An 18,642-nucleotide genomic window follows, 5' to 3' on the forward strand; every position below is an offset into this window, starting at 1 on the left:
GTTCTGTCCGCCGGCCGACGCCAAGATTCGGTCGGGTCCGACGATGGCTGCGGCTCCGTAGCCGAGCACCAGGGTGAAGAGGTAGAACGCGCCGATGAGGGCGATGGCCCAGACAACGCTGCGACGCGCTTCCTTGGCGGTGGGGACGGTGTAGAAACGCATGAGAACGTGTGGGAGTCCGGCAGTTCCGAGTACGAGCGCGATGCCGAGCGACAGGAAGTTGAGCTTGGACATGTTGCTGCCGCCGTACTGAGCGCCCGGTTCGAGGACGTCGCGAGCAGCGACGGCCTGGGAGGCAGATCCGGAGACGGTCTCCTGCGCACTACCGAGCAGCTCGGAGATGTTGAACCCGAACTTCGCCAGTACCAGCACAGTCATGAACAGCGCACCGGCGATGAGCAGAACCGCCTTGATGATCTGCACCCACGTGGTGCCCTTCATACCGCCGACGAGGACGTAGACGATCATCAGCACACCCACGACCGCGATCACGATGGATTGTCCGGTGCGATCCGAGATGTCGAGAAGCAGCGCGACGAGTCCGCCGGCGCCGGCCATCTGCGCGAGAAGGTAGAACAGCGACACCGTCAGAGTGGACAGTGCTGCCGCAGTACGAACCGGACGTTGTTTCAAGCGGAAGCTCAGCACGTCGGCCATCGTGAACTTGCCTGTGTTGCGCAGCAATTCGGCAACGAGTAGCAAAGCAACGAGCCAGGCAACGAGGAAGCCGATGGAGTACAGGAAGCCGTCGTAGCCGTACACCGCAATGGCGCCCGCGATGCCGAGGAAGCTCGCCGCCGAGAGGTAGTCACCGGCAATTGCGATGCCGTTCTGCGGGCCCGAGAATCCGCCACCCGCAGTGAAGAATTCGGATGCGGTGGCGTTCTTCTTCGACGCGCGGATGACGACGAACATCGTGACGGCGACGAATGCGCCGAAGATCGCAATGTTGATCAGTGGTTCGCCGACGGTGGTGTCCGCGGCTTCTTGAGCTAACAGGCTGATCATCGCTTGGCCTCCTGGGAGGTGATCATCTCGGCGCGCAGCGCTGCGGCGCGCGGATCGAGTTCACGGTTCGCGAACCTCACGTAGATTCCCGTGATCGCAAAGGTGGTCACGAACTGGCCGAGCCCGAGTAGCAGGCCGACGTTGACGTTCCCCCATACCGGGGTGGACATGAATCCCGACGCGTAGGTACTGAGCAGCACATAGACGACGTACCAGATCAGGAAGAACGCGGTCATCGGAAATACGAAGCTGCGCAGACGTCGTCGCAACTCCTGAAATTCCGGGCTCGCTTGCATGTCGATGAACGCTTGCTCGTCTGGTGGCGGAGACGTATCCGGTGTGCTCACGTCGCTTGCTCCCTCGTTTTCCCCATCACGGGCTGTGATTGGAACCGATTCATGACGTTAATGAGAGCCTCGTCACAAAGATATGGAGTGGCGCCAGTCACACGACCAGCAGTCGGACTCTGCGCCGAGCGGTCATCTGACGACGATGAACGGAGAGCTCGTTCGGCTAGAGCTCGCGCTCCCGATCACGGCCGACGCCGAGACGTTCCGGCGCATGAAGCCGAGTGAAAATGCTCCCGACATCGCTCGGAACCGACCGAGCGGTGGCCTTGCTGACGGCGTACATCAGGCCGAAGGCGAGGGGAACACTCACGGCGGCCGGATATCCCAGGATCGCGGCCGCCCAGCCGTCGAGCCAGGAATCCGGAATGCCGAAGACCGACAACGACGCGGCGACCAGCGACACCGCTCCGCCGCCGACCAACCCGGCCGCTGCTCCCGCGGCGGTCAAACCGCGCCACCAGATGCCGAGCACCAACAACGGGCACAGCGTCGACGCGGCGACCGCGAACACCAGTCCAACTGTTCGAGACAGATCGAGCGATACCAGTCCGAGGGACAGCACCAGCGGCACTGCCCCCGCCAGCACCGCAGCGATCCTGAAGTCGCGAACTCGCCCCTTCAGCACATCCGTGCTCAGCACCCCGGCGATGCTCACCAACAGGCCCGACGATGTCGACAGAAATGCCGCGATAGCGCCGGCCGCGACCAGCGCTGCGAGCAACTGACCGCCCACTCCCGAGAGCACCGAACCTGGCAGCAACAAGACCGCAGCGTCGGAGGTCCCGGTGATCAGCAACTGGGGTACGTACAACCGTGCGAAGACACCGAGCAGCGTCGGAAACAGATAGAACACGCCGAGCAGACCGAGGACGGTGAGCGAGGTCAGCCTGGCTGCACGCCCATCCGGATTGGTATAGAACCTGACCAGTACGTGCGGCAGGCCGAGCGTGCCGAGGAACGTCGCGAGGATCAGCGAGTAGACCTGGTACAGGGGGTGCATCCCGCCGAGACCGCCACCGGGCGTGGCCCATTCACGATCGGAGGACGGCGCACCCGCCACGACAGGCACCGGTGAATCCGCGTCGAGAACCAGCGATGTGCCCTCACCGAGTTCGTGGGTCCCGGCACCGAGCGCGATCCTACCGTCGACGCCCTCGCCGTCGACCGTGCCGCGCACCGTTACCTCGATCGGCGAATCGACCTGCACGAGAACGTCGGTGCTGATGTTCACTGTTGTCACCCGGTCCACCGTCGGCGGAGCCGGACTGCCGACGGCCCGATCGTCGGCGAAGAAATGCAGTGCCAGCACGACGGCCGGCACCGCGACTGCAGTCAATTTCAGCCAGTACTGAAAAGCCTGGACGAACGTGATCGAACGCATGCCGCCGCCCACCACGTTCCCGATGACGATGATGCCGACGACGGCTGCACCGACCCACCCGGGTACGCCGAGCAGAATGTTCAGCGTCAACCCGGCGCCTTGAAACTGCGGAACCAGGTAGAGCGCGCAGATGACGACGACGACGAACATGGCGAGCTTGCGGAGCCGCAGCGATCCGAGCCGGAATTCTGCGAAGTCCGGGACCGTGTACGCCCCGCTTCGCCGCAACGGGGCGGCGACGAACAGCAGCAGACCCAGGTATCCGGCGGTGAATCCGATCGGGTACCACAACGCATCGGCGCCGTACTTCGCGATGAGCCCCGCGACGCCCAGGAACGAAGCGGCCGAAAGATATTCGCCGGATATCGCCGCGGCGTTCCATTTCGGCCCCACCGTGCGAGACGCCACCAGAAAGTCCGAGGTGGTACGGGCGAGCCGGACCCCGTAAATTCCGATGGCCACGGTCGCCACCGCAGCGAGCAGCAGCGCGATCACTGTGATCACCGGAATCGACTGGCCGTTCACTGAACGCGTATTTCCAGGTCTTGCACGAAGTCCAACGTGGGACAATGCGACGATGCACACGCCGAGGACCATGTGATGTCCGTGTCGGGGGCCGTCACTGCCGCGCTTCCCTTCGCTGTGGGTGCAGTGTTGGCGCACTTACCCACCACTGCGATGGCAGCAGGCCTGTCGACGTTGAACACCGGCACCGTACTTGCTCGGTTCACGGCCGGGTGGCTGGCCGGCGTGGCTGCCGTCACCGCCGCCGGACTGTTGCTCGTCGACACTGCAGTGCTGGCCGTCGACTCGTCCGCCTGGGTGCGGTGGTTGCGTCTGGCCCTCGGTATCGGGTTGATAGCTCTGGGCCTGCGAAGACTCTTCGGGCTCGTTCGGCACGGCCCGGCAGCCGATGAACCGGGTTGGGTTCGGTCGGCGCGCGGACTCACCGGCAGGAAAGCGCTTGCAACCGCGTTCCTGCTCGGTTCGGTGAATCCGAAGAGCGGCGTCATCGCGCTGTCCGCAGTCGCGGTCATCGTGGACGTGACGACGGTCGTGACCGCGCAGATCGTGGCCGCGGTGGTGTTCGTAGCGGTCTCCAGTCTCGGTGTCGCCGCACCCGCGCTCGCGTTGCTCGTCTTCGGCGACCGCGCGCGCCGGCCACTCGATGCGTTCGTCGGCGGGTTCGTCAGGCACAGCGACGTCATGATGACGGTCATTCTGTGCGCTCTGGGTCTGTACGTGACACTCAATGCCCTCTAGTCATCCATCAAGTCGATGAACTCGTGCTCGTTGCGCTCGGCCCGTCGTACGTACACCCAGCCGACGCCGAGGAGTAGCGGGTAGACGGCGATTCCAAGAATCAACCACGGCAACCGAATTCCGAACACAGTGGCGTGGGAATAGGCGGGAACCAACTGCCCGATGAGTGGAATCGCGAACAGAACGCACAGGGTCAGCGCGGCAAGCCGAACCGACAGCCAGAGTTGTGCTCGCACGAGAGAACGCACCATCGCGTCACCGACCTCGGTCTGTTCCTGCACTTCGACGCGTGTGCGCACGATTCGGGCACCGCGCCGACGCGCCAGTACGACGCGTTCGCGGGGGAGCTTTCGACCGTCGGTCACCGACTCGACCACGACTGCAACGGCCCGCGAACGAGTCGATCCTTCAACTCACGGGTGTGCCGCCGACTTACCGGTAGCTCGACAGCGGCCAACGCCCCCTCTCGCCGCAGGCACACGACCAGCCCCGACCCGACACTCTTGATCCCCGTCACCAGCGAAAGCGACACCAGATACGACCGGTGCACTCGGAGGAAACCGACATCGGCCCAACGGCTTTCGAGAGTGGAGATCGGAATCCGCACGAGATGCGAACCGCTCGTCGTGTGGAGTCGGGCGTAATCTCCGTCGGCCTCGACCCACCCAACACTCGCCCGGTGCACGAGGGTCGTCGTACCCCCCAGTTCGACGGGAATGATCTCGTCCGACAGCGCCGGCTCCTGCGCCTCGGGGCGTCGTCCCGCGGTGACGATGCGACGCACCGACTCGGTCAGGCGGTCTTCACGCAGCGGCTTGAGCAGATAGTCGACGGCACCGAGGTCGAACGCGGCAACCGCGCGATCATCGTGCGCAGTCACGAACACCACTGCGGGCGGACGGGCGAAATTCGCGAGAATGCCCGCCAGCTCCAAGCCGTCGAGACCCGGCATGTTGATGTCGAGGAACACCGCATCGATCGCCGGCGACGACGGACCGACCGGATGCTGGAGGCGTCGCAAGGCAGTGGTTGCGTCGGCAGCGGTGTTCACCTCGGCCACCAGGTCCTGCCTGTTCAACAGGTAGGCCAGCTCGTCGAGAGCGGGCTTCTCGTCGTCGACCGCGAGAACGACGAGACCGGACACATCAGTCTCCACCCCTGTCATGCTGCCAGAGGCGGCGATCATGCCCGAATCCCCGCTCTGAACTTGGGCACCCGCATGCTTACCTTCGTCCCTGAGCCGAGTGCCGTGTCCACGACGAGACCGTAATCGTTGCCGAAGGCCGCGCGCAGTCGATCGTCGACATTGGACAGACCGACGTGCGCCGCTTCCTCCGAATCGAGCGTCCCCGAGCGCAGGAGGTCCGGGTCCATGCCGACACCGTCGTCCTCGACGCTGATGAGGCAGTCCGTTCCTTCGTCGGCAGCGACGATCGTGATGGTGCCGCCACCTGCCCGCCCGGACAGGCCGTGCCGCACTGCGTTCTCCACCAGTGGCTGCAGAGCCAAAAATGGCAGCGCCACGTTCAGCACCTCGGGCGCCACCTGCAGTGTGACCTGCAAGGAGTCGCCGAAACGTGCACGCTCGAGCGTGAGATAGCGGTCGATGTTGCGTAGCTCGTCGGCGAGGACAGTGAACTCACCTGAGTTCCGGAACGAGTAGCGGGTGAAGTCCGCGAACTCGAGCACCAGCTCCCGCGCCCGATCCGGATCGGTACGCACGAACGAGGCAATCGTTCCGAGCGCGTTGTAGATGAAATGCGGACTGATCTGTGCGCGGAGTGCGCGCACTTCCGCTCGGTCGAGCCTGGCACGGGATGCGTCCAGTTCGGCGAGCTCGATCTGTCCGCACGCGTACCGCGCGACCTCGGTGATGGCACCGAGCATCCCCGGGCCCGGCACCGATCTGGTCACGACGCCGAGCACTCCGACGACCCCGACGTCCTCGACAAGCAGTGGCTGAGCGATCAGCGCACGCACGGCGTCATCGTTTCCGAGCGGGCCCAGCAGCAGTACACGACGTTCACCGTCGACCGCGCGCTTCGCTGCCGCGGTGAATGTGTCGATCAGCTCGTCGTAGGGTCCGTTCCACGTCAGCAGTTCGGCGTCCGCATCGGCAATCCCGAGGGCATCACCACCGGTCAATGCGCGTAGATGTGGAGCGGCCTCGGCTGCCGACTCGGGGTCGAGTCCTCGGCGCAGCGGCCGTGCGGCCATCGACGCGGTGTGCAGCGTCGCATGTACGGCACGCTCTCCCGGCGTCGCCAGATCGCGTCGACCCCGGAGACTGATGATGGCGACTGCGACGATCGCGCAGGCCACCAGTACCGCGAACCACAGCAGCGCGGATGTCATTCAGCCTCCCGGGCAGCTGTTCGGGGCAGGCAGACCCGCGAATCGATCGGACAACCAGGTCACTCCGGCGTAGACCGCAGCCTGGTCGGAATGCCCTTGGCCCGGCTCCAGGCGTTCGGCGACGACGTCACCCATCGAGCATGCCTGCCTGACGGCATCACGTGTCCACTTCGGGTCGATCAATTGATCCTGCTCCCCCACCACGACGAGCAGTGGCACCTCGGACGGCTCTCGCGGAAGGGCCACTGAGGTCAGCCAGTCGACCATCCGTACGCGCGACGCCTCGGTCTCGGGTGTCGCATCGCTCGGGAGGAGCCGCGTCGCCGCCTCCGCCTTCTGCACTCCGAGCAGATCTGTGCACGCAGTCAGTGCCCGCTGGTCGGTGACCAGTGCGCCACGAATGAACTCCGAATCCACGGCGTCCGGCTGCCGGTACTGCAGCCCTTCCACCAGAAAAGGGGTCAACAGGGTCTGCGGCAGAGTGTTGGTGTGGCCCGCGGCGAACATCGGTGCCATGTTCAGCACGGGAGACAACGCGGCGCTACCCACGAGTTCGAGCCCGTCGCCGTAGTCCCACTTTTCTGAGGCAGCCCAAACAGCTTGTCCGCCTTGCGAATTACCGATAGCACCCCAACGGGTCCCCGCGCCGGGAACAACGTTTCTCGCGGCCCGGACTGCGTCGACGACGTTGTATGCCGCTGCATCCGGATCCAGATACGGATGCGATCCAGGTGTGCCGATGCCTTCGTAATCGGTGACGGCAACGACCATTCCACGCTCGAGGAACGGTGCGACCATTCCGATGGTGCCCAGTAGATTCGGGTACAGCGACGGCGCGCATTCGTCGGTGACACCGGTAGTGCCGTGCCCGACGGACACGATCGGCCAACCACCCTCCGGCGGAACACCATTGGGAGTGAAGATCACCCCGGACACCTCCGTGCCACGATCGGCGCCGCGGGACCGGGACCGGTACACGCCGCGGGTAGCCGTGGCTCCGAGGAAGCGTACGGCCAGATCGGTATGCCCCATCTCCACCCGCGAGACAATCGCGCCCCGCTCGTCGCCGACGGGCGGCGCCAGTGCCGATTCGGAGGGTGGCGTCGTAACCGCCTGCGGCTCTGCGCAACTGGCGACCAGGCAGGCTGCGGCCAGAACTAGCATGAGGCTATGAGAGGTCTGCACTATCTGTTCCGCCGTTCCAGGCGCGCTTCTGCCGCCGCCTCTTCCACGTCCAAGCCGTCGAGCACCGCTCGCAACACTTCGTCGTCCAATTCGCCGGAATCTCGGGCCTTGACCAGCGCATCGCGTTGAGCCGCAAGGACATGTCGACGCAGGGTGTCGAACAGGGCACCGGCGGCGGCGACCCGCTCCTCACGGTCCTCCGTCTCGTCGGCGTCGAGTCTGGCCCGTACCGACCTGCGGACCCGTTCGAGTACGGTCTGCACCGACTCCGTGCTGGCACCTGGGATTCCGTTCACCGCGGCATCGGACAGATATTGCTCGGCCGCCGAGCGTGAAATCGCCCGTGCGAGAGCCTGCTGCTCGTCCGTCTGCTGCTGTTCGAGGGGGTCCGCTACATCGAGTCGACGGATCAACAGCGGCAAGGTCAACCCCTGAATCAGCAACGTGCCCACGGCGACGACGAAGGCGACGGCCTGGATGACTGCTCGACCGGGGAACGGATCGCCGGCGACCGTCGCGAGCGGAACACCGGATGCCGCTGCCAGCGTCACGACCCCGCGCATGCCCGCCCAGGACAGCACCAGGTTCTGCTTCCAGGTCAGACCCAACGCTTCGGATTCGGCGGCACGATTTCGGCGAACGGTCTTGCGCGTCATCGCACGCCGGCCGGTGTTGACGAAGATCCATGCGGGGCGGACAGCGATCACCACGGCGAGAATCAGCAGGGCGTACGCGAAGATGTGCAGCACCGGCAGGCCATCGCGCTCGACCTCCTGGATCACCGACTTCAACTGCAAGCCCATGTATGCGAACACGAACGCTTCCAGCAGCAGATCCATCAGCGGCCAAACCTGACGCTCCTGGATGCGAGTCGTCACCGCGACGTCGGCGGTCACCCTGCCGAGAACGAATCCGGCGGTCACGACGGCCAACACACCCGAAGCGTGAATCTCTTCGGCAGCGAGATAGGCAGCGAACGGAAGAACAAGGCCGAGAACGGTTTCGAGTGCCGAGTCCTGGATGCGGGATCGCACGAAGCGAACTATCCTGGCAAGGATGAGCCCGACGATCACGCCGCCCACGATCTCGTAGGCGAAGAACAACACGGGTGAATCGATCTCGATCTTCTTCCCGGTCACCGATGCCACCGCCAGCGTGAACAAGGTCAATGCGGCGGCGTCGTTCACGAGGCTCTCCCCGGTGAGGATCGCCATCATGCGCGACGGTAGTCCGAGCTTGCGTCCAACGGCGATTGCCGCGACCGCATCCGGCGGAGCGACCAACGCGCCGAGAACCAGCGCAGCACCGAGAGTCAGTTCGGGCACCAGCCAATTCGCGAAGTAGCCGACAGCGACGGCAGTGACGATCACCATCACGACCCCGAGCCGCAGTATGTGACCGAGGTTCTTCCGGAAGCTGACGAACGAGAAGTCGAGCGCCGCCGAATACAGCAGCGGGGGTAGAACCACCCCGAGAATCAGTTCGGGCGCCAGCGTCACATGTGGGACGCCGGGCACGAACGATGCAATCGATCCGGTCGCGACGAGCACCAGCGGTACCTGCAGGTCCAGGCGCTTGGCGAATCCCGCGACCGCGACGGCCGCGATCACGACGAGAAGTAGTACCGGTCCGTCCACAGCTAGATTGTGCCGTCAGCTGTACTCGGACCCGCAGCTGACGCACACATACGACCCCGCTCTACTTGTCCGGGATCGCCTTCTTGGCGGCGTCCTGCGCCTTGTCGACCTTGTCCGCGTACTTTCCGCCGGTCTTGTCGTCGATGAAGTCACCGGCCTTGTCGACTACGTCCTCGATCTTGTCCGAGTTCTCGGCGGCGAGCTGCTTGCCCTTGCCGACGAGACCCTTCAGGTTGTCTGCGAAACTCATTTTCGCTCCATCTCGTTGAGTGAAAGAACTGGCGAGACGCAAGCTTACTTCGTGCCTGCGACCGGCATTGCTCCGAAGAGTCGACGTTTCTCGCCGTGCAGAGCCGCGCTGATCCACCAGGCGCCCTCGACTGCGACGATGCCGATCGCACCGATGACGACCGCCGACGTCGTCAACGCGATGTTCGACGGGTCGAGTTTGAAGAACGTTCGACAGAACGGGATGGTGAAGAGCGCGAGGTAGCCGACGATCGATCCCGCGATCAGCAGAATCTTCCACCACACGTAGGGCCGCGCTACGACGGCGAGTACCCACACGGCGATCATGATCAGGGTGATCAGCGCGGTCGTGCTGGCCTGCGTGACCTGCTGTTCGGTGGCACTGGGTCCCTGATACGCGAGCAAGTAGGACACGAACGTCGCGACGCCGACGATGACTCCCGACGGCACCGCGAGGCGCATGACGCGGGGCACGAACCCGGTACGTGCACGCTCGTTGTTGGGCGCCAGCGACAGAACGAAGGCCGGGATGCCGATGGTGAACCACGCCGCGATCGTCACGTGCCGCGGCAGGAACGGATACGGCAACGGCTCGAAGTGGAAGACCTGCGACAACACGCCCGACAGGCCGATGAGGAACGCCAACAGCACCGAGTAGACGGTCTTGGTGAGGAACAGATTCGAGACCCGCTCGATGTTGCCGATCACTCGCCGTCCCTCACCGACGACGTAGGGAAGGGTGGCGAACTTGTTGTCCAGCAAGACGATCTGCGCGACCGCTCGGGTCGCTGCACTTCCCGACCCCATGGCGACACCGATGTCGGCGTCCTTGAGTGCGAGCACGTCGTTGACTCCGTCGCCGGTCATCGCGACGGTGTGCCCTCGTGACTGCAGGGCCCCGACCATCCGCCGCTTCTGGTCGGGACGTACGCGACCGAACGTCGTCGCATTCTCGACGGTGTCGGCGAGTTCTTCGATCTCCTCGGGCAGGTCTCGAGCGTCGATCGGGTGCCCGTCGAGACCGAGTGACCCGGCGACCGCGCCGACGGACACGGCGTTGTCCCCGGAGATGACCTTGACCGCGACGGACTGGCTCGCGAAGTACTCGAGCGTCTCGCGGGCGTCGGAACGCACCTTCTGCTCGAGTATCACCAGGGCCCGGGGCGTCACGATGCCCGGGGCGGCATCGTCGTCCACCGGGAGGTTGCTGCTGGCGAGCAGCAGAACGCGCAGACCCGCGGAACCTGCGTCCTCGGCCTGGCGGGCGATGTCGGTGCCGGAGTCGAGCAGTACGTCGGGCGCACCGAGCAGCCAGTTGCCGTGCTCGCCGTACGACAGCCCACTCCACTTCTTCGCCGACGAGAACGGGGCGACCGCACTCTCGGTCCAGCCAGGATCGTTGTCGAACGCTTCTCCTATGGCGAGAACGCTGGCATTCGGACGCGGGTCGTCGTGCGCGAGGGCCGCAAGAACCGACGTCAGCGTGCTGGTATCGCTCTCGTCGACGACGCGCAGCTCGGCGAGGCGCATTCCGTTCTCGGTGAGCGTGCCGGTCTTGTCGGCGCACACGACATCGACGCGTGCGAGGCCTTCGATCGCGGGAAGTTCCTGCACGAGGCACTTGCGCTGGCCGAGGCGAATGACGCCGACCGCGAATGCGATGGACGTCATCAGAACGAGTCCCTCGGGCACCATCGGCACGAGCGCGGCGACCATGCCGTTGAGCGCCGGGCCGAGTGACTGCCCCGAGGAGAACAGCTGGTTGTAGATGATCAGTGCCCCGGCAGGAATCATCAGGTACGTGATGAACTTCAGGATCTTGTCGATGCCGCTACGCAGTTCGGAATGCACGAGCGTGAACTTGCTTGCTTCCTCGGCCAATTGGGCAGCGTAGGCGTCGCGGCCCACCTTGCTCGCGCGGTAGGCACCGCTCCCCGCGACGACGAAACTCCCCGACAGAATCTGATCCGCCTCGACCTTGTGAACCGCATCCGCTTCGCCGGTGAGCAGGGACTCGTCGACCTCCAGGCTCGACGCCTCGATGACCACGCCGTCGACGACGATCTGGTCACCTGGACCGAGTTCGATGACGTCGCCGAGGACCACCTCGTTCGGTGCGATCTCACGGGCCACGCCGTCGCGTCGCACGACGGGTTTGCTCTGCCCGACGATTGCAAGCTCGTCGAGAGTCTTCTTCGCGCGAATCTCCTGGATGATGCCGATGCCGCTGTTCGCGACGATCAGCAGACCGAACATGCCGTCGACGATGGAACCCGTCGACAGGACGATGATCAGCAGGACACCCAGGATCGCGTTGATACGAGTAAAGACGTTGCCTCTGACGATGTCCTTCACCGAGCGACTTGCGCGGGCGGGGACGTCGTTCGATTTTCCTTCGGACCGAAGCTGCGCTACCTGCGCCTCGGTGAGCCCGCTGTCCCGCTGTGCGTCCGCCTCGATCGACATGGGGGTAAGCCTAGGTGCTCTTCGGCTCAGCCGAGGCGAGCCCACCACCGATCGTCGTGCGTGCGGCGAGAGCCGTCGATACGCTGGCCCGGCATGGGCACAGCCGTGTCGACGCCGCCGTCGTCGGCTGCGGCTTTCAGCCGGACTATCGGCTCCGACCACGGATGGAACGCGAGGTTGAACGTGGCCCAGTGGATGGGAACCAGGAGGCCGCCGCCGAGATCGCCGTGTGCGCGCACTGCCTCTTCCGGGTTCATGTGGATGTCGGCCCAGCGTGGGTCGTAGGCGCCGACCGGCAGCAGGGTGAGATCGAACGGGCCGTACTGCGCACCGATCTCGGCGAACTTGACTGTGTAGCCGGTGTTGCCGCCGAAGAACACGCGATGTTTCGGTCCTGCGAACGCCCAGGACGCCCACTGCGTCAGGTCGCGTTTGAGACCGCGCCCGGAGAAGTGCCGGGCCTCGGTGCAGGTGATGGTGAGCCCGGCAACCTCGGTCTGCTCGTCCCAGTCGAGTTCGATGATGCGATCCTCGGGAATTCGCCAGTGACGCAGATGTGCGCCGATTCCGATCGGGACGACGAAGGGCGCGCTCTGCAACGAGGCCAGCCGCTGAATCGTCGTCTTGTCGAGGTGGTCGTAGTGGTCATGGGAGATGACGATCGCGTCGACGGCCGGGAGCGCGTCCAGCCGAACCGGAGCGGGGTGCAGCCTGGAAGGCCCGACGGCCTGGGACGGAGAGACCCGGTTGCTCCACACGGGATCGGCGAGAATGCGTCGACCGTCCAGTTCGACCAGCACCGACGAGTGGCCGTACCAGGTCACTGCGATCTCACCGGCGTTCACGGGTGCTACCTGAGGTGCGAGCGGAATGGGTCGCAGAGGCTTGCCCTGCGATCGACGTCTGAGGAACGAGACGAAGATCGACTCGTCACCGCCACCGGTGAAGCTCGAGCTCGGTTCGCTGTTGTGGAACTTGCGATCGCGATACCGAGCCGAATTGGCGGCGTACGGCGCAATCTTGGAGGTGCCGGCGCCGATTTGCGTCGGCAGACCCCATGCGGCCCGAGCGACCCAGGCCGCACTCAGTACGCTCAGCGCGATCGGCACGATCTTCGAGTTCGTCACTCACTCCACAGTAGCGAGGTGCGACGCGGCGAGGCCTCGGAGCCGGGCGTGTTCTCGCTCGGCGTAACGCTGGACAATAGGTATCGGGAGACGAGTCCCGCAGCGTTCTCGCCGCAGCTCGCAAGTAGACTACTTGCGACGGTTTTGCTCTAGAAGGAGATCGCACACACTCATGACCACCGAACAGCGCGAATTTCAGGCCGAGACACGTCAGCTCTTGGACCTGATGGTTCACTCCATCTACTCGAACAAGGACAGCTTCCTCCGGGAGCTGATTTCCAACGCGTCCGACGCCCTCGACAAGCTGAGGCTCGAGTCGTACCGCGACAAGGATCTCGACGTCGACGTCTCCGACCTTCATATCGAGGTCGACATCGACAAAGAGACCCGGACGCTCACGATCCGCGACAACGGCATCGGCATGACGCGCGATGAGGTCATCGACCTCATCGGCACGCTGGCGAAGTCCGGTACCGCCGAGGTCCGCAAGAAGCTGAAGGAAGCCAAGGACGCTGCCGCATCCGAGGAGCTGATCGGCCAGTTCGGCATCGGCTTCTACTCGACGTTCATGGTGGCCGACAAGGTCACACTTCTCACCCGCAAGGCAGGCGAAGCCACCGCGACGCGGTGGGAGTCCTCCGGTGAGGGCACGTACGAGATCTCCGACGTCGACGGTGCGGCGCAGGGTACCTCGGTCACTTTGCATCTCAAGCCGACCGACGAAGAGGACCACCTCTACGACTACGCGTCGGAATCGAAGATCAAGCAGCTCGTCAAGAAGTACTCCGACTTCATCGCCTGGCCGATCCGGATCGACGTCGAGAAGCGGGTGAAATCGGAGGAGGAAGGCGCCGAGGACACCGTCACGATCGAGACCGAGACGATCAACTCGCAGAAGGCCCTGTGGACTCGCCCCAAGGACGAAGTGTCCGACGAGGAGTACAAGGAGTTCTACAAGCATGTGAGCCATGCATGGGACGAGCCGCTCGAGGTCATCCCGTTCAAGGCCGAGGGAACGTTCGAATACCAAGCGCTGCTGTTCATTCCGTCGCAGGCGCCGTTCGACCTGTTCATGCGCGAAGGCAAGGCCGGCGTGCACCTGTACGTCAAGCGCGTCTTCATCATGGACGACTCCGAGGAGCTACTCCCCGAGTACCTCCGCTTCATCAAGGGTGTCGTCGACGCACAGGACCTCTCGCTCAACGTGTCTCGTGAGATCCTGCAGCAGGATCGTCAGATTCGCGCGATCCGTCGTCGTCTGACCCGCAAGGTCCTCTCGACGATCAAGGAAATGCAGAGCGAGCACGCCGAGAAGTACCAGACATTCTGGTCGCAGTTCGGCCGGGCGCTCAAAGAAGGCCTGATCTCCGACTTCGACAACCGCGAGACACTGCTGACGGTCTCCTCGTTCGCCTCGACCAACAGCGACGAGGGCTTGACCACTCTCGCCGAGTACGTCGACCGGATGAAGGACGGCCAGGAGCAGATCTACTACATGACGGGCGAGTCCCGTCAGCAGATCGAAAGCTCGCCGCACATGGAAGCTTTCAAGGCTCGTGGCCTCGAAGTGCTGCTGCTGACCGACTCGGTCGACGAAGTGTGGGTCGGCAATGTTCCCGACTTCGACGGCAAGTCCTTCCAGTCCATCTCCAAGGGCGAGGTCGACCTCGACACCGAAGAGGAGAAGAAGGACGCCGAGTCCAAGCGCGAAGAGCAGGACAAGGAGTTCGAGGGCCTGCTGAAGTGGATGAGCGAGACGCTGAGCGAGGACGTCAAGGAAGTCCGCCTGTCCTCACGCCTGACCACATCACCCGCCTGCGTCGTCGGTGACGAATTCAGCTTCTCCCCGCAGCTCGAAAAGATGTACAAGGCGTCGGGGCAGTTCGTTCCGACGTCCAAGCGCATCCTCGAGCTGAACCCGACGCACGATCTGGTCACTGGGCTCAAGAAGGCTCGCGAGGATCGCAGCGATGATCCCAACCTCGCCGAGACGGCCGAGTTGCTGTACGCCACGGCACTTCTCGCCGAGGGGACCGAGCTCAAGGATCCGGCCAAGTTCTCCCGACTGCTGGCCGATCGGCTGACCAGGACGGTCTAGCTCGCCAGGTTTCTGGGGGCTCCGCCCCCAGTGGCACGGTTAAGTGTGCTCCCGCATACTTAACCGTGCCACTGACCCGGAGGGTCAGAGTGGGAGCAGATCGAGGGCAGCCAGATAGGCGTCCGCGTCGAAGTCCGGCATCAAGACCGACTGCAGAATGAACCCCTGACAGAGACCGACAACAAGCGGCGCGAGGGCATGCGCACGCGCGTCGGCATCGTCGAAACCCTTGTTCTCGAACCACACTCGCAGATATCGCTCGTACAGCGATCGCAGCTCCACCACAACCGACGACACGGTCGACACATTGTCGGGATCGGCCGCCGCTGCCGCCCATATCTGTACGAGAATGCTCGGATTGCCGAGGTCCCTGGTCATCCCGTTGAGGAAGATCCTCACGACCACCGCCGGTGGTGGCAGCGGGTCCTGCTTCTCCAGGCCGTCGAGGTCGTCGGCCCGAGATTGCAGCACATCCCGGGTGACTTGCACGATCAGGTCCTGCTTGCTGGTGAAGTAGCTGTAGATCGCCCCGGCCGACAATCCGGACTCGGTGATGATCTCCGCCATCGACGTGCCCTCGAAACCTGACCGGGAAAAACACGTCATCGCCGCGTCGATGATCTGACGGCGGCGTTCTTCGCGATGGACATCGCTGACTTTGGGCACACCTCATATTAAAAACGAATGCTCGTTCTTGACAACTCTCAGCGTCGCGCTCACTATAAAAGAACGATTATTCGTTTTTTAAGGAGCTGACATGAACCTCACCCCATGGCCACGCGTCGTAGCAGTGGCCCTCACCGGATCCGCGATCCTCGCCCTCGTCGTACTGGCATTCCTGTGGCCGTCCGTGACATCCACCGTCCACGACATCCCGATCGCCGTCGTCGGCGACAATCCCGCTGTCACCAGCCAGTTGTCCCGGCAATTCGACGTCCTCCCCGCCACGTCGCGCGAGGACGCAATCGCGCAGCTTCACTCGCGCACGGCCTACGGCGCGATCGTGCTCGGCACACAACCCGAGGTACTCAGCTCGTCAGCCAACGGAACTGTCGTCGGGCAGATGCTCGACTCGGTGGCTGCGCGCCTGAACACCACGGCAACCGACGTGGTGCCGTTCGCGTCGTCCGACGCCCGCGGCGCGGGTCTGTCCGCGATGACGTTTCCGCTCGTCATCGGCGGCATTGCAGGCGGCGTGATCATCTCGATGCTCGTCCGCGGAGTGCGGCGACGCCTCCTCGCCACTGCCGCGTACGGCGTGGGTGCCGGCGTCGTCATCGTCGCCATTGCGGCGGAGTGGTTCGGGATATTGCAGGGCGACACCCTCGCACTGGTCGCAGCGGTGACCATGGCCGTGCTGGCTGTCAGCGCTCCGATCGTGGGGTTGACCACGGTCGTCGGACCGGCAGGCATCGGCGTCGTCGCCGTGGTGATGATGTTCCTCGGCAACCAGATTTCGGGCGCGGCCGCGCCGTGGCAATTCCTCCCGTCACCGTGGGGCGTCGTCGGCCAGTTCTTCCCGCCGGGAGCCGGGGCGACTCTCATGCGCAATCTCTCATACTTCCCCGACGCTGCGACGGCCCAGGCCTGGTGGGTTCTGGCGTCGTGGATTGCGGCCGGTGTCGTCTTCATGGTGGTGGGACACCGAAAGATCACGGCCTCGGCACACTCGACGGTGCCCGCCTCGTCCATGCCCGCCTCGTCGATGCCCGAAGCGGCGCGTGTTGCACTGTAGTCATGACCGAACCGCTGTTGATCGAACGCCGCGACGATGTCCTGGTGTGGACGCTGAACAACCCCGACGCTCGGAATCCGATCTCGGAGATCGAGACGATCGATGCCCTCGAAGACGCGGTGCTGGCCGCGAACCGTGATCCCAGCGTGCGCGTCGCGATTCTGACGGGAGCCGGCTCAGCGTTCTCCTCCGGCGGCAACGTCAAACACATGCGCGACAAGGAAGGGATGTTCGGCGGGAGCCCGGCCGAGCTGAGGCAGGGCTACCGGCACGGGATCCAACGCATACCGAAAGCGCTGTACCACTGCGAGATCCCGACGATTGCAGCCGTCAACGGTGCTGCGATCGGTGCGGGGTGCGACCTGGCGTTGATGTGCGATTTGCGCATCGCGTCGACGACGGCCAAGTTCGCCGAAAGTTTCGTCAAGGTCGGAATCATCCCCGGCGACGGCGGTGCTTGGCTCCTTCCCCGTGCAGTCGGGATGGCGCGGGCGAGCGAGATGGCCTTCACCGGTGAGCCAATCGACGCGACGACGGCGTTGGATTGGGGGCTGGTATCCCGAGTGGTCGAGCCCGACGAACTACTCGCCGCCGCACACACTTTGGCCGATCGCGTTGCCACCAACCCGCCGCAGGTTCTGCGGATGACCAAGAAGCTGCTCAGAGAAGGGCAGCACCAGAGCCTGGACAGTCTTCTGGAACTCTCCGCGGCATTTCAGGCCATTGCGCATACGACGTCGGATCACTCCGAGGCTGTGAACGCGATGCTCGAACGCAGGGATCCGAGGTTCGAGGGTAGGTAGCTCCAGTGGCGCGGTTGAGTGCACCCCAAGGCACTCAACCGCGCCACTGGCGGCGGAGCCGCCTCGGACAATCCTGGCTAGTCGGATGCGTTGATCTCGGGGCAAATGAACGAAGGACTCACGCCGTCAGCAACGAAAAGTTCGACAGTTCTGCACGCAGCTGGTTCATGGCGCGGTGCTGCGCCACTCGGACTGCGCCTGCGGTCATACCCAGGGCTCGACCGGTCTGGGGAGCCGTCATCCCCCATATCACCCGCATCAGCACGATCTCTCGATGCCTCGGCGGCAAGGTGTTCATCAAAGCACTTGCGTGGCTGCGTAATTCACCCTCGACTGCGTGTGATTCAGGCGACTCCTCGGTGAACGGTTCCTCGATCACCAATTCGAGCGAATACGCACGACGTGATGCGGCTTTCCGTCCCGCATCGGCGATCTTGTGCGCTGCGATGCCGTATACGAACGCCATGAAGGGCTTGCCGACGTCGCGGTACTTCGGAATCGCCGAGACAAGAGCCAGACAGACATCCTGAACGACGTCGTCTGCCATCACCTCCGAGTTGCTCACGCGGGTCGCGCAGTAACGCTTCAGCTTGGGCCTGACCAGCCCGATCACGTCGGAGAGAGCTGCCATGTCCCCGCCCACCGCGAGTGGAACTCGCGCCTCGAGCATGTCCACGATGTCGTCGTTCGTCATCGCCTCAGTCCTCCCTGCTCACCCTGCGTTTCTTGTGTGATTCGATCCTGTTTCACCGGCGGCTTGGTGAGTACCCACCCCAGGGTGAGGAAAGCCACCCCACGGGGCGGGCATCTTGCACTCTTCGGGAGGGTCCCGATGCGAAACCGCGCAAGCAGAATGAACATCACGTAACGCGGCGCCCGGCGCCGACGAACACTCTTACACACCTGCAGCGCATCGGAGACGAGCATGAGCGAGCGAACACGCAGTAGAAGCCGCGGTCGATCCACAGTGGTCACCGAAGACGGC

17 protein-coding genes are annotated in these 18,642 nt (G+C 64.2%); 4 read left to right on the forward strand and 13 right to left on the reverse strand.

Annotated features, from left to right (window positions below; translation table 11 throughout):
• The 3 genes from A2J03_RS20160 to A2J03_RS20170 form a co-directional block, all read right to left on the reverse strand.
• On the reverse strand, positions 1 to 1,008 hold a 1,008-nt coding region (locus A2J03_RS20160), incomplete at its 3' end, for a solute symporter family protein (protein ID WP_197480877.1).
• Positions 1,005 to 1,304, reverse strand: coding sequence for a DUF485 domain-containing protein (locus A2J03_RS20165; protein WP_068377571.1), 300 nt, complete (start codon positions 1,302 to 1,304; stop codon positions 1,005 to 1,007). The genes A2J03_RS20160 and A2J03_RS20165, both read right to left, overlap by 4 nt.
• A gap of 217 nt (positions 1,305 to 1,521) precedes the next feature.
• Entirely contained in the window at positions 1,522 to 3,264 is a 1,743-nt protein-coding gene (locus tag A2J03_RS20170) for a sodium/solute symporter (RefSeq protein ID WP_068377574.1), read from the reverse strand.
• Positions 3,265 to 3,339: 75 nt separating this feature from the next.
• Between A2J03_RS20170 and A2J03_RS20175 the strand changes: the two genes are divergently transcribed.
• Positions 3,340 to 4,002, forward strand: a complete 663-nt coding sequence (locus tag A2J03_RS20175) for a GAP family protein (protein WP_156520481.1) — start codon at positions 3,340 to 3,342, stop codon at positions 4,000 to 4,002.
• Here A2J03_RS20175 and A2J03_RS20180 read toward each other — a convergent pair.
• From A2J03_RS20180 to A2J03_RS20215, 8 genes are all read right to left on the reverse strand, one after another.
• On the reverse strand, positions 3,999 to 4,367 hold the full coding sequence (locus tag A2J03_RS20180) for a hypothetical protein (protein ID WP_068377603.1): 369 nt from the start codon (positions 4,365 to 4,367) through the stop codon (positions 3,999 to 4,001). The two genes, A2J03_RS20175 and A2J03_RS20180, sit on opposite strands and share 4 nt — an antisense overlap.
• Positions 4,364 to 5,188: a LytR/AlgR family response regulator transcription factor gene (locus A2J03_RS20185; RefSeq protein WP_442971383.1), complete on the reverse strand. Its 825-nt coding sequence runs from the start codon at positions 5,186 to 5,188 to the stop codon at positions 4,364 to 4,366. The genes A2J03_RS20180 and A2J03_RS20185 overlap by 4 nt, the downstream gene beginning before the upstream one ends.
• Positions 5,185 to 6,357: a sensor histidine kinase gene (locus A2J03_RS20190; RefSeq protein WP_068377578.1), complete on the reverse strand. Its 1,173-nt coding sequence runs from the start codon at positions 6,355 to 6,357 to the stop codon at positions 5,185 to 5,187. The genes A2J03_RS20185 and A2J03_RS20190 overlap by 4 nt, the downstream gene beginning before the upstream one ends.
• Entirely contained in the window at positions 6,358 to 7,521 is a 1,164-nt protein-coding gene (locus A2J03_RS20195) for a lipase family protein (protein ID WP_068377580.1), read from the reverse strand.
• A 20-nt stretch (positions 7,522 to 7,541) separates the two neighbouring features.
• Positions 7,542 to 9,179 carry a Na+/H+ antiporter gene (locus A2J03_RS20200; protein ID WP_068377582.1) on the reverse strand — a complete coding sequence of 546 codons (1,638 nt, stop codon included), beginning with the start codon at positions 9,177 to 9,179 and terminating at the stop codon, positions 7,542 to 7,544.
• A gap of 61 nt (positions 9,180 to 9,240) precedes the next feature.
• Complete coding sequence (locus tag A2J03_RS20205; RefSeq protein WP_068377589.1) at positions 9,241 to 9,429, reverse strand: antitoxin; 189 nt, start codon at positions 9,427 to 9,429, stop codon at positions 9,241 to 9,243.
• Positions 9,430 to 9,473: 44 nt separating this feature from the next.
• Positions 9,474 to 11,894, reverse strand: a complete 2,421-nt coding sequence (locus A2J03_RS20210) for an HAD-IC family P-type ATPase (RefSeq protein WP_068377591.1) — start codon at positions 11,892 to 11,894, stop codon at positions 9,474 to 9,476.
• A gap of 26 nt (positions 11,895 to 11,920) precedes the next feature.
• Positions 11,921 to 13,021, reverse strand: a complete 1,101-nt coding sequence (locus A2J03_RS20215; RefSeq protein ID WP_068377592.1) for an MBL fold metallo-hydrolase — start codon at positions 13,019 to 13,021, stop codon at positions 11,921 to 11,923.
• A 172-nt stretch (positions 13,022 to 13,193) separates the two neighbouring features.
• On the opposite strand from A2J03_RS20215, the gene htpG reads away from it, so the two are divergent.
• Positions 13,194 to 15,119, forward strand: a complete 1,926-nt coding sequence (gene htpG / locus A2J03_RS20220) for a molecular chaperone HtpG (protein WP_068377594.1) — start codon at positions 13,194 to 13,196, stop codon at positions 15,117 to 15,119.
• Between the two features lie 84 nt (positions 15,120 to 15,203).
• Here the strand turns inward: htpG and A2J03_RS20225 are convergent, their stop codons facing one another.
• Complete coding sequence (locus A2J03_RS20225) at positions 15,204 to 15,785, reverse strand: TetR/AcrR family transcriptional regulator (RefSeq protein WP_068377596.1); 582 nt, start codon at positions 15,783 to 15,785, stop codon at positions 15,204 to 15,206.
• A gap of 91 nt (positions 15,786 to 15,876) precedes the next feature.
• Here A2J03_RS20225 and A2J03_RS20230 point away from each other — a divergent pair, with 91 nt between their 5' ends.
• Positions 15,877 to 16,854: a hypothetical protein gene (locus tag A2J03_RS20230; protein WP_068377598.1), complete on the forward strand. Its 978-nt coding sequence runs from the start codon at positions 15,877 to 15,879 to the stop codon at positions 16,852 to 16,854.
• A 2-nt stretch (positions 16,855 to 16,856) separates the two neighbouring features.
• Complete coding sequence (locus tag A2J03_RS20235; RefSeq protein WP_068377599.1) at positions 16,857 to 17,657, forward strand: crotonase/enoyl-CoA hydratase family protein; 801 nt, start codon at positions 16,857 to 16,859, stop codon at positions 17,655 to 17,657.
• Between the two features lie 118 nt (positions 17,658 to 17,775).
• Here A2J03_RS20235 and shbA read toward each other — a convergent pair whose 3' ends face one another.
• Entirely contained in the window at positions 17,776 to 18,351 is a 576-nt protein-coding gene (gene shbA, locus A2J03_RS20240; protein WP_068377600.1) for an RNA polymerase sigma factor ShbA, read from the reverse strand.
• Positions 18,352 to 18,642: the final 291 nt, after the last annotated feature.

The sequence above is a fragment of the Rhodococcus sp. EPR-157 genome (assembly GCF_001647195.1).
In the GTDB taxonomy this organism is placed as follows: domain Bacteria; phylum Actinomycetota; class Actinomycetes; order Mycobacteriales; family Mycobacteriaceae; genus Rhodococcoides.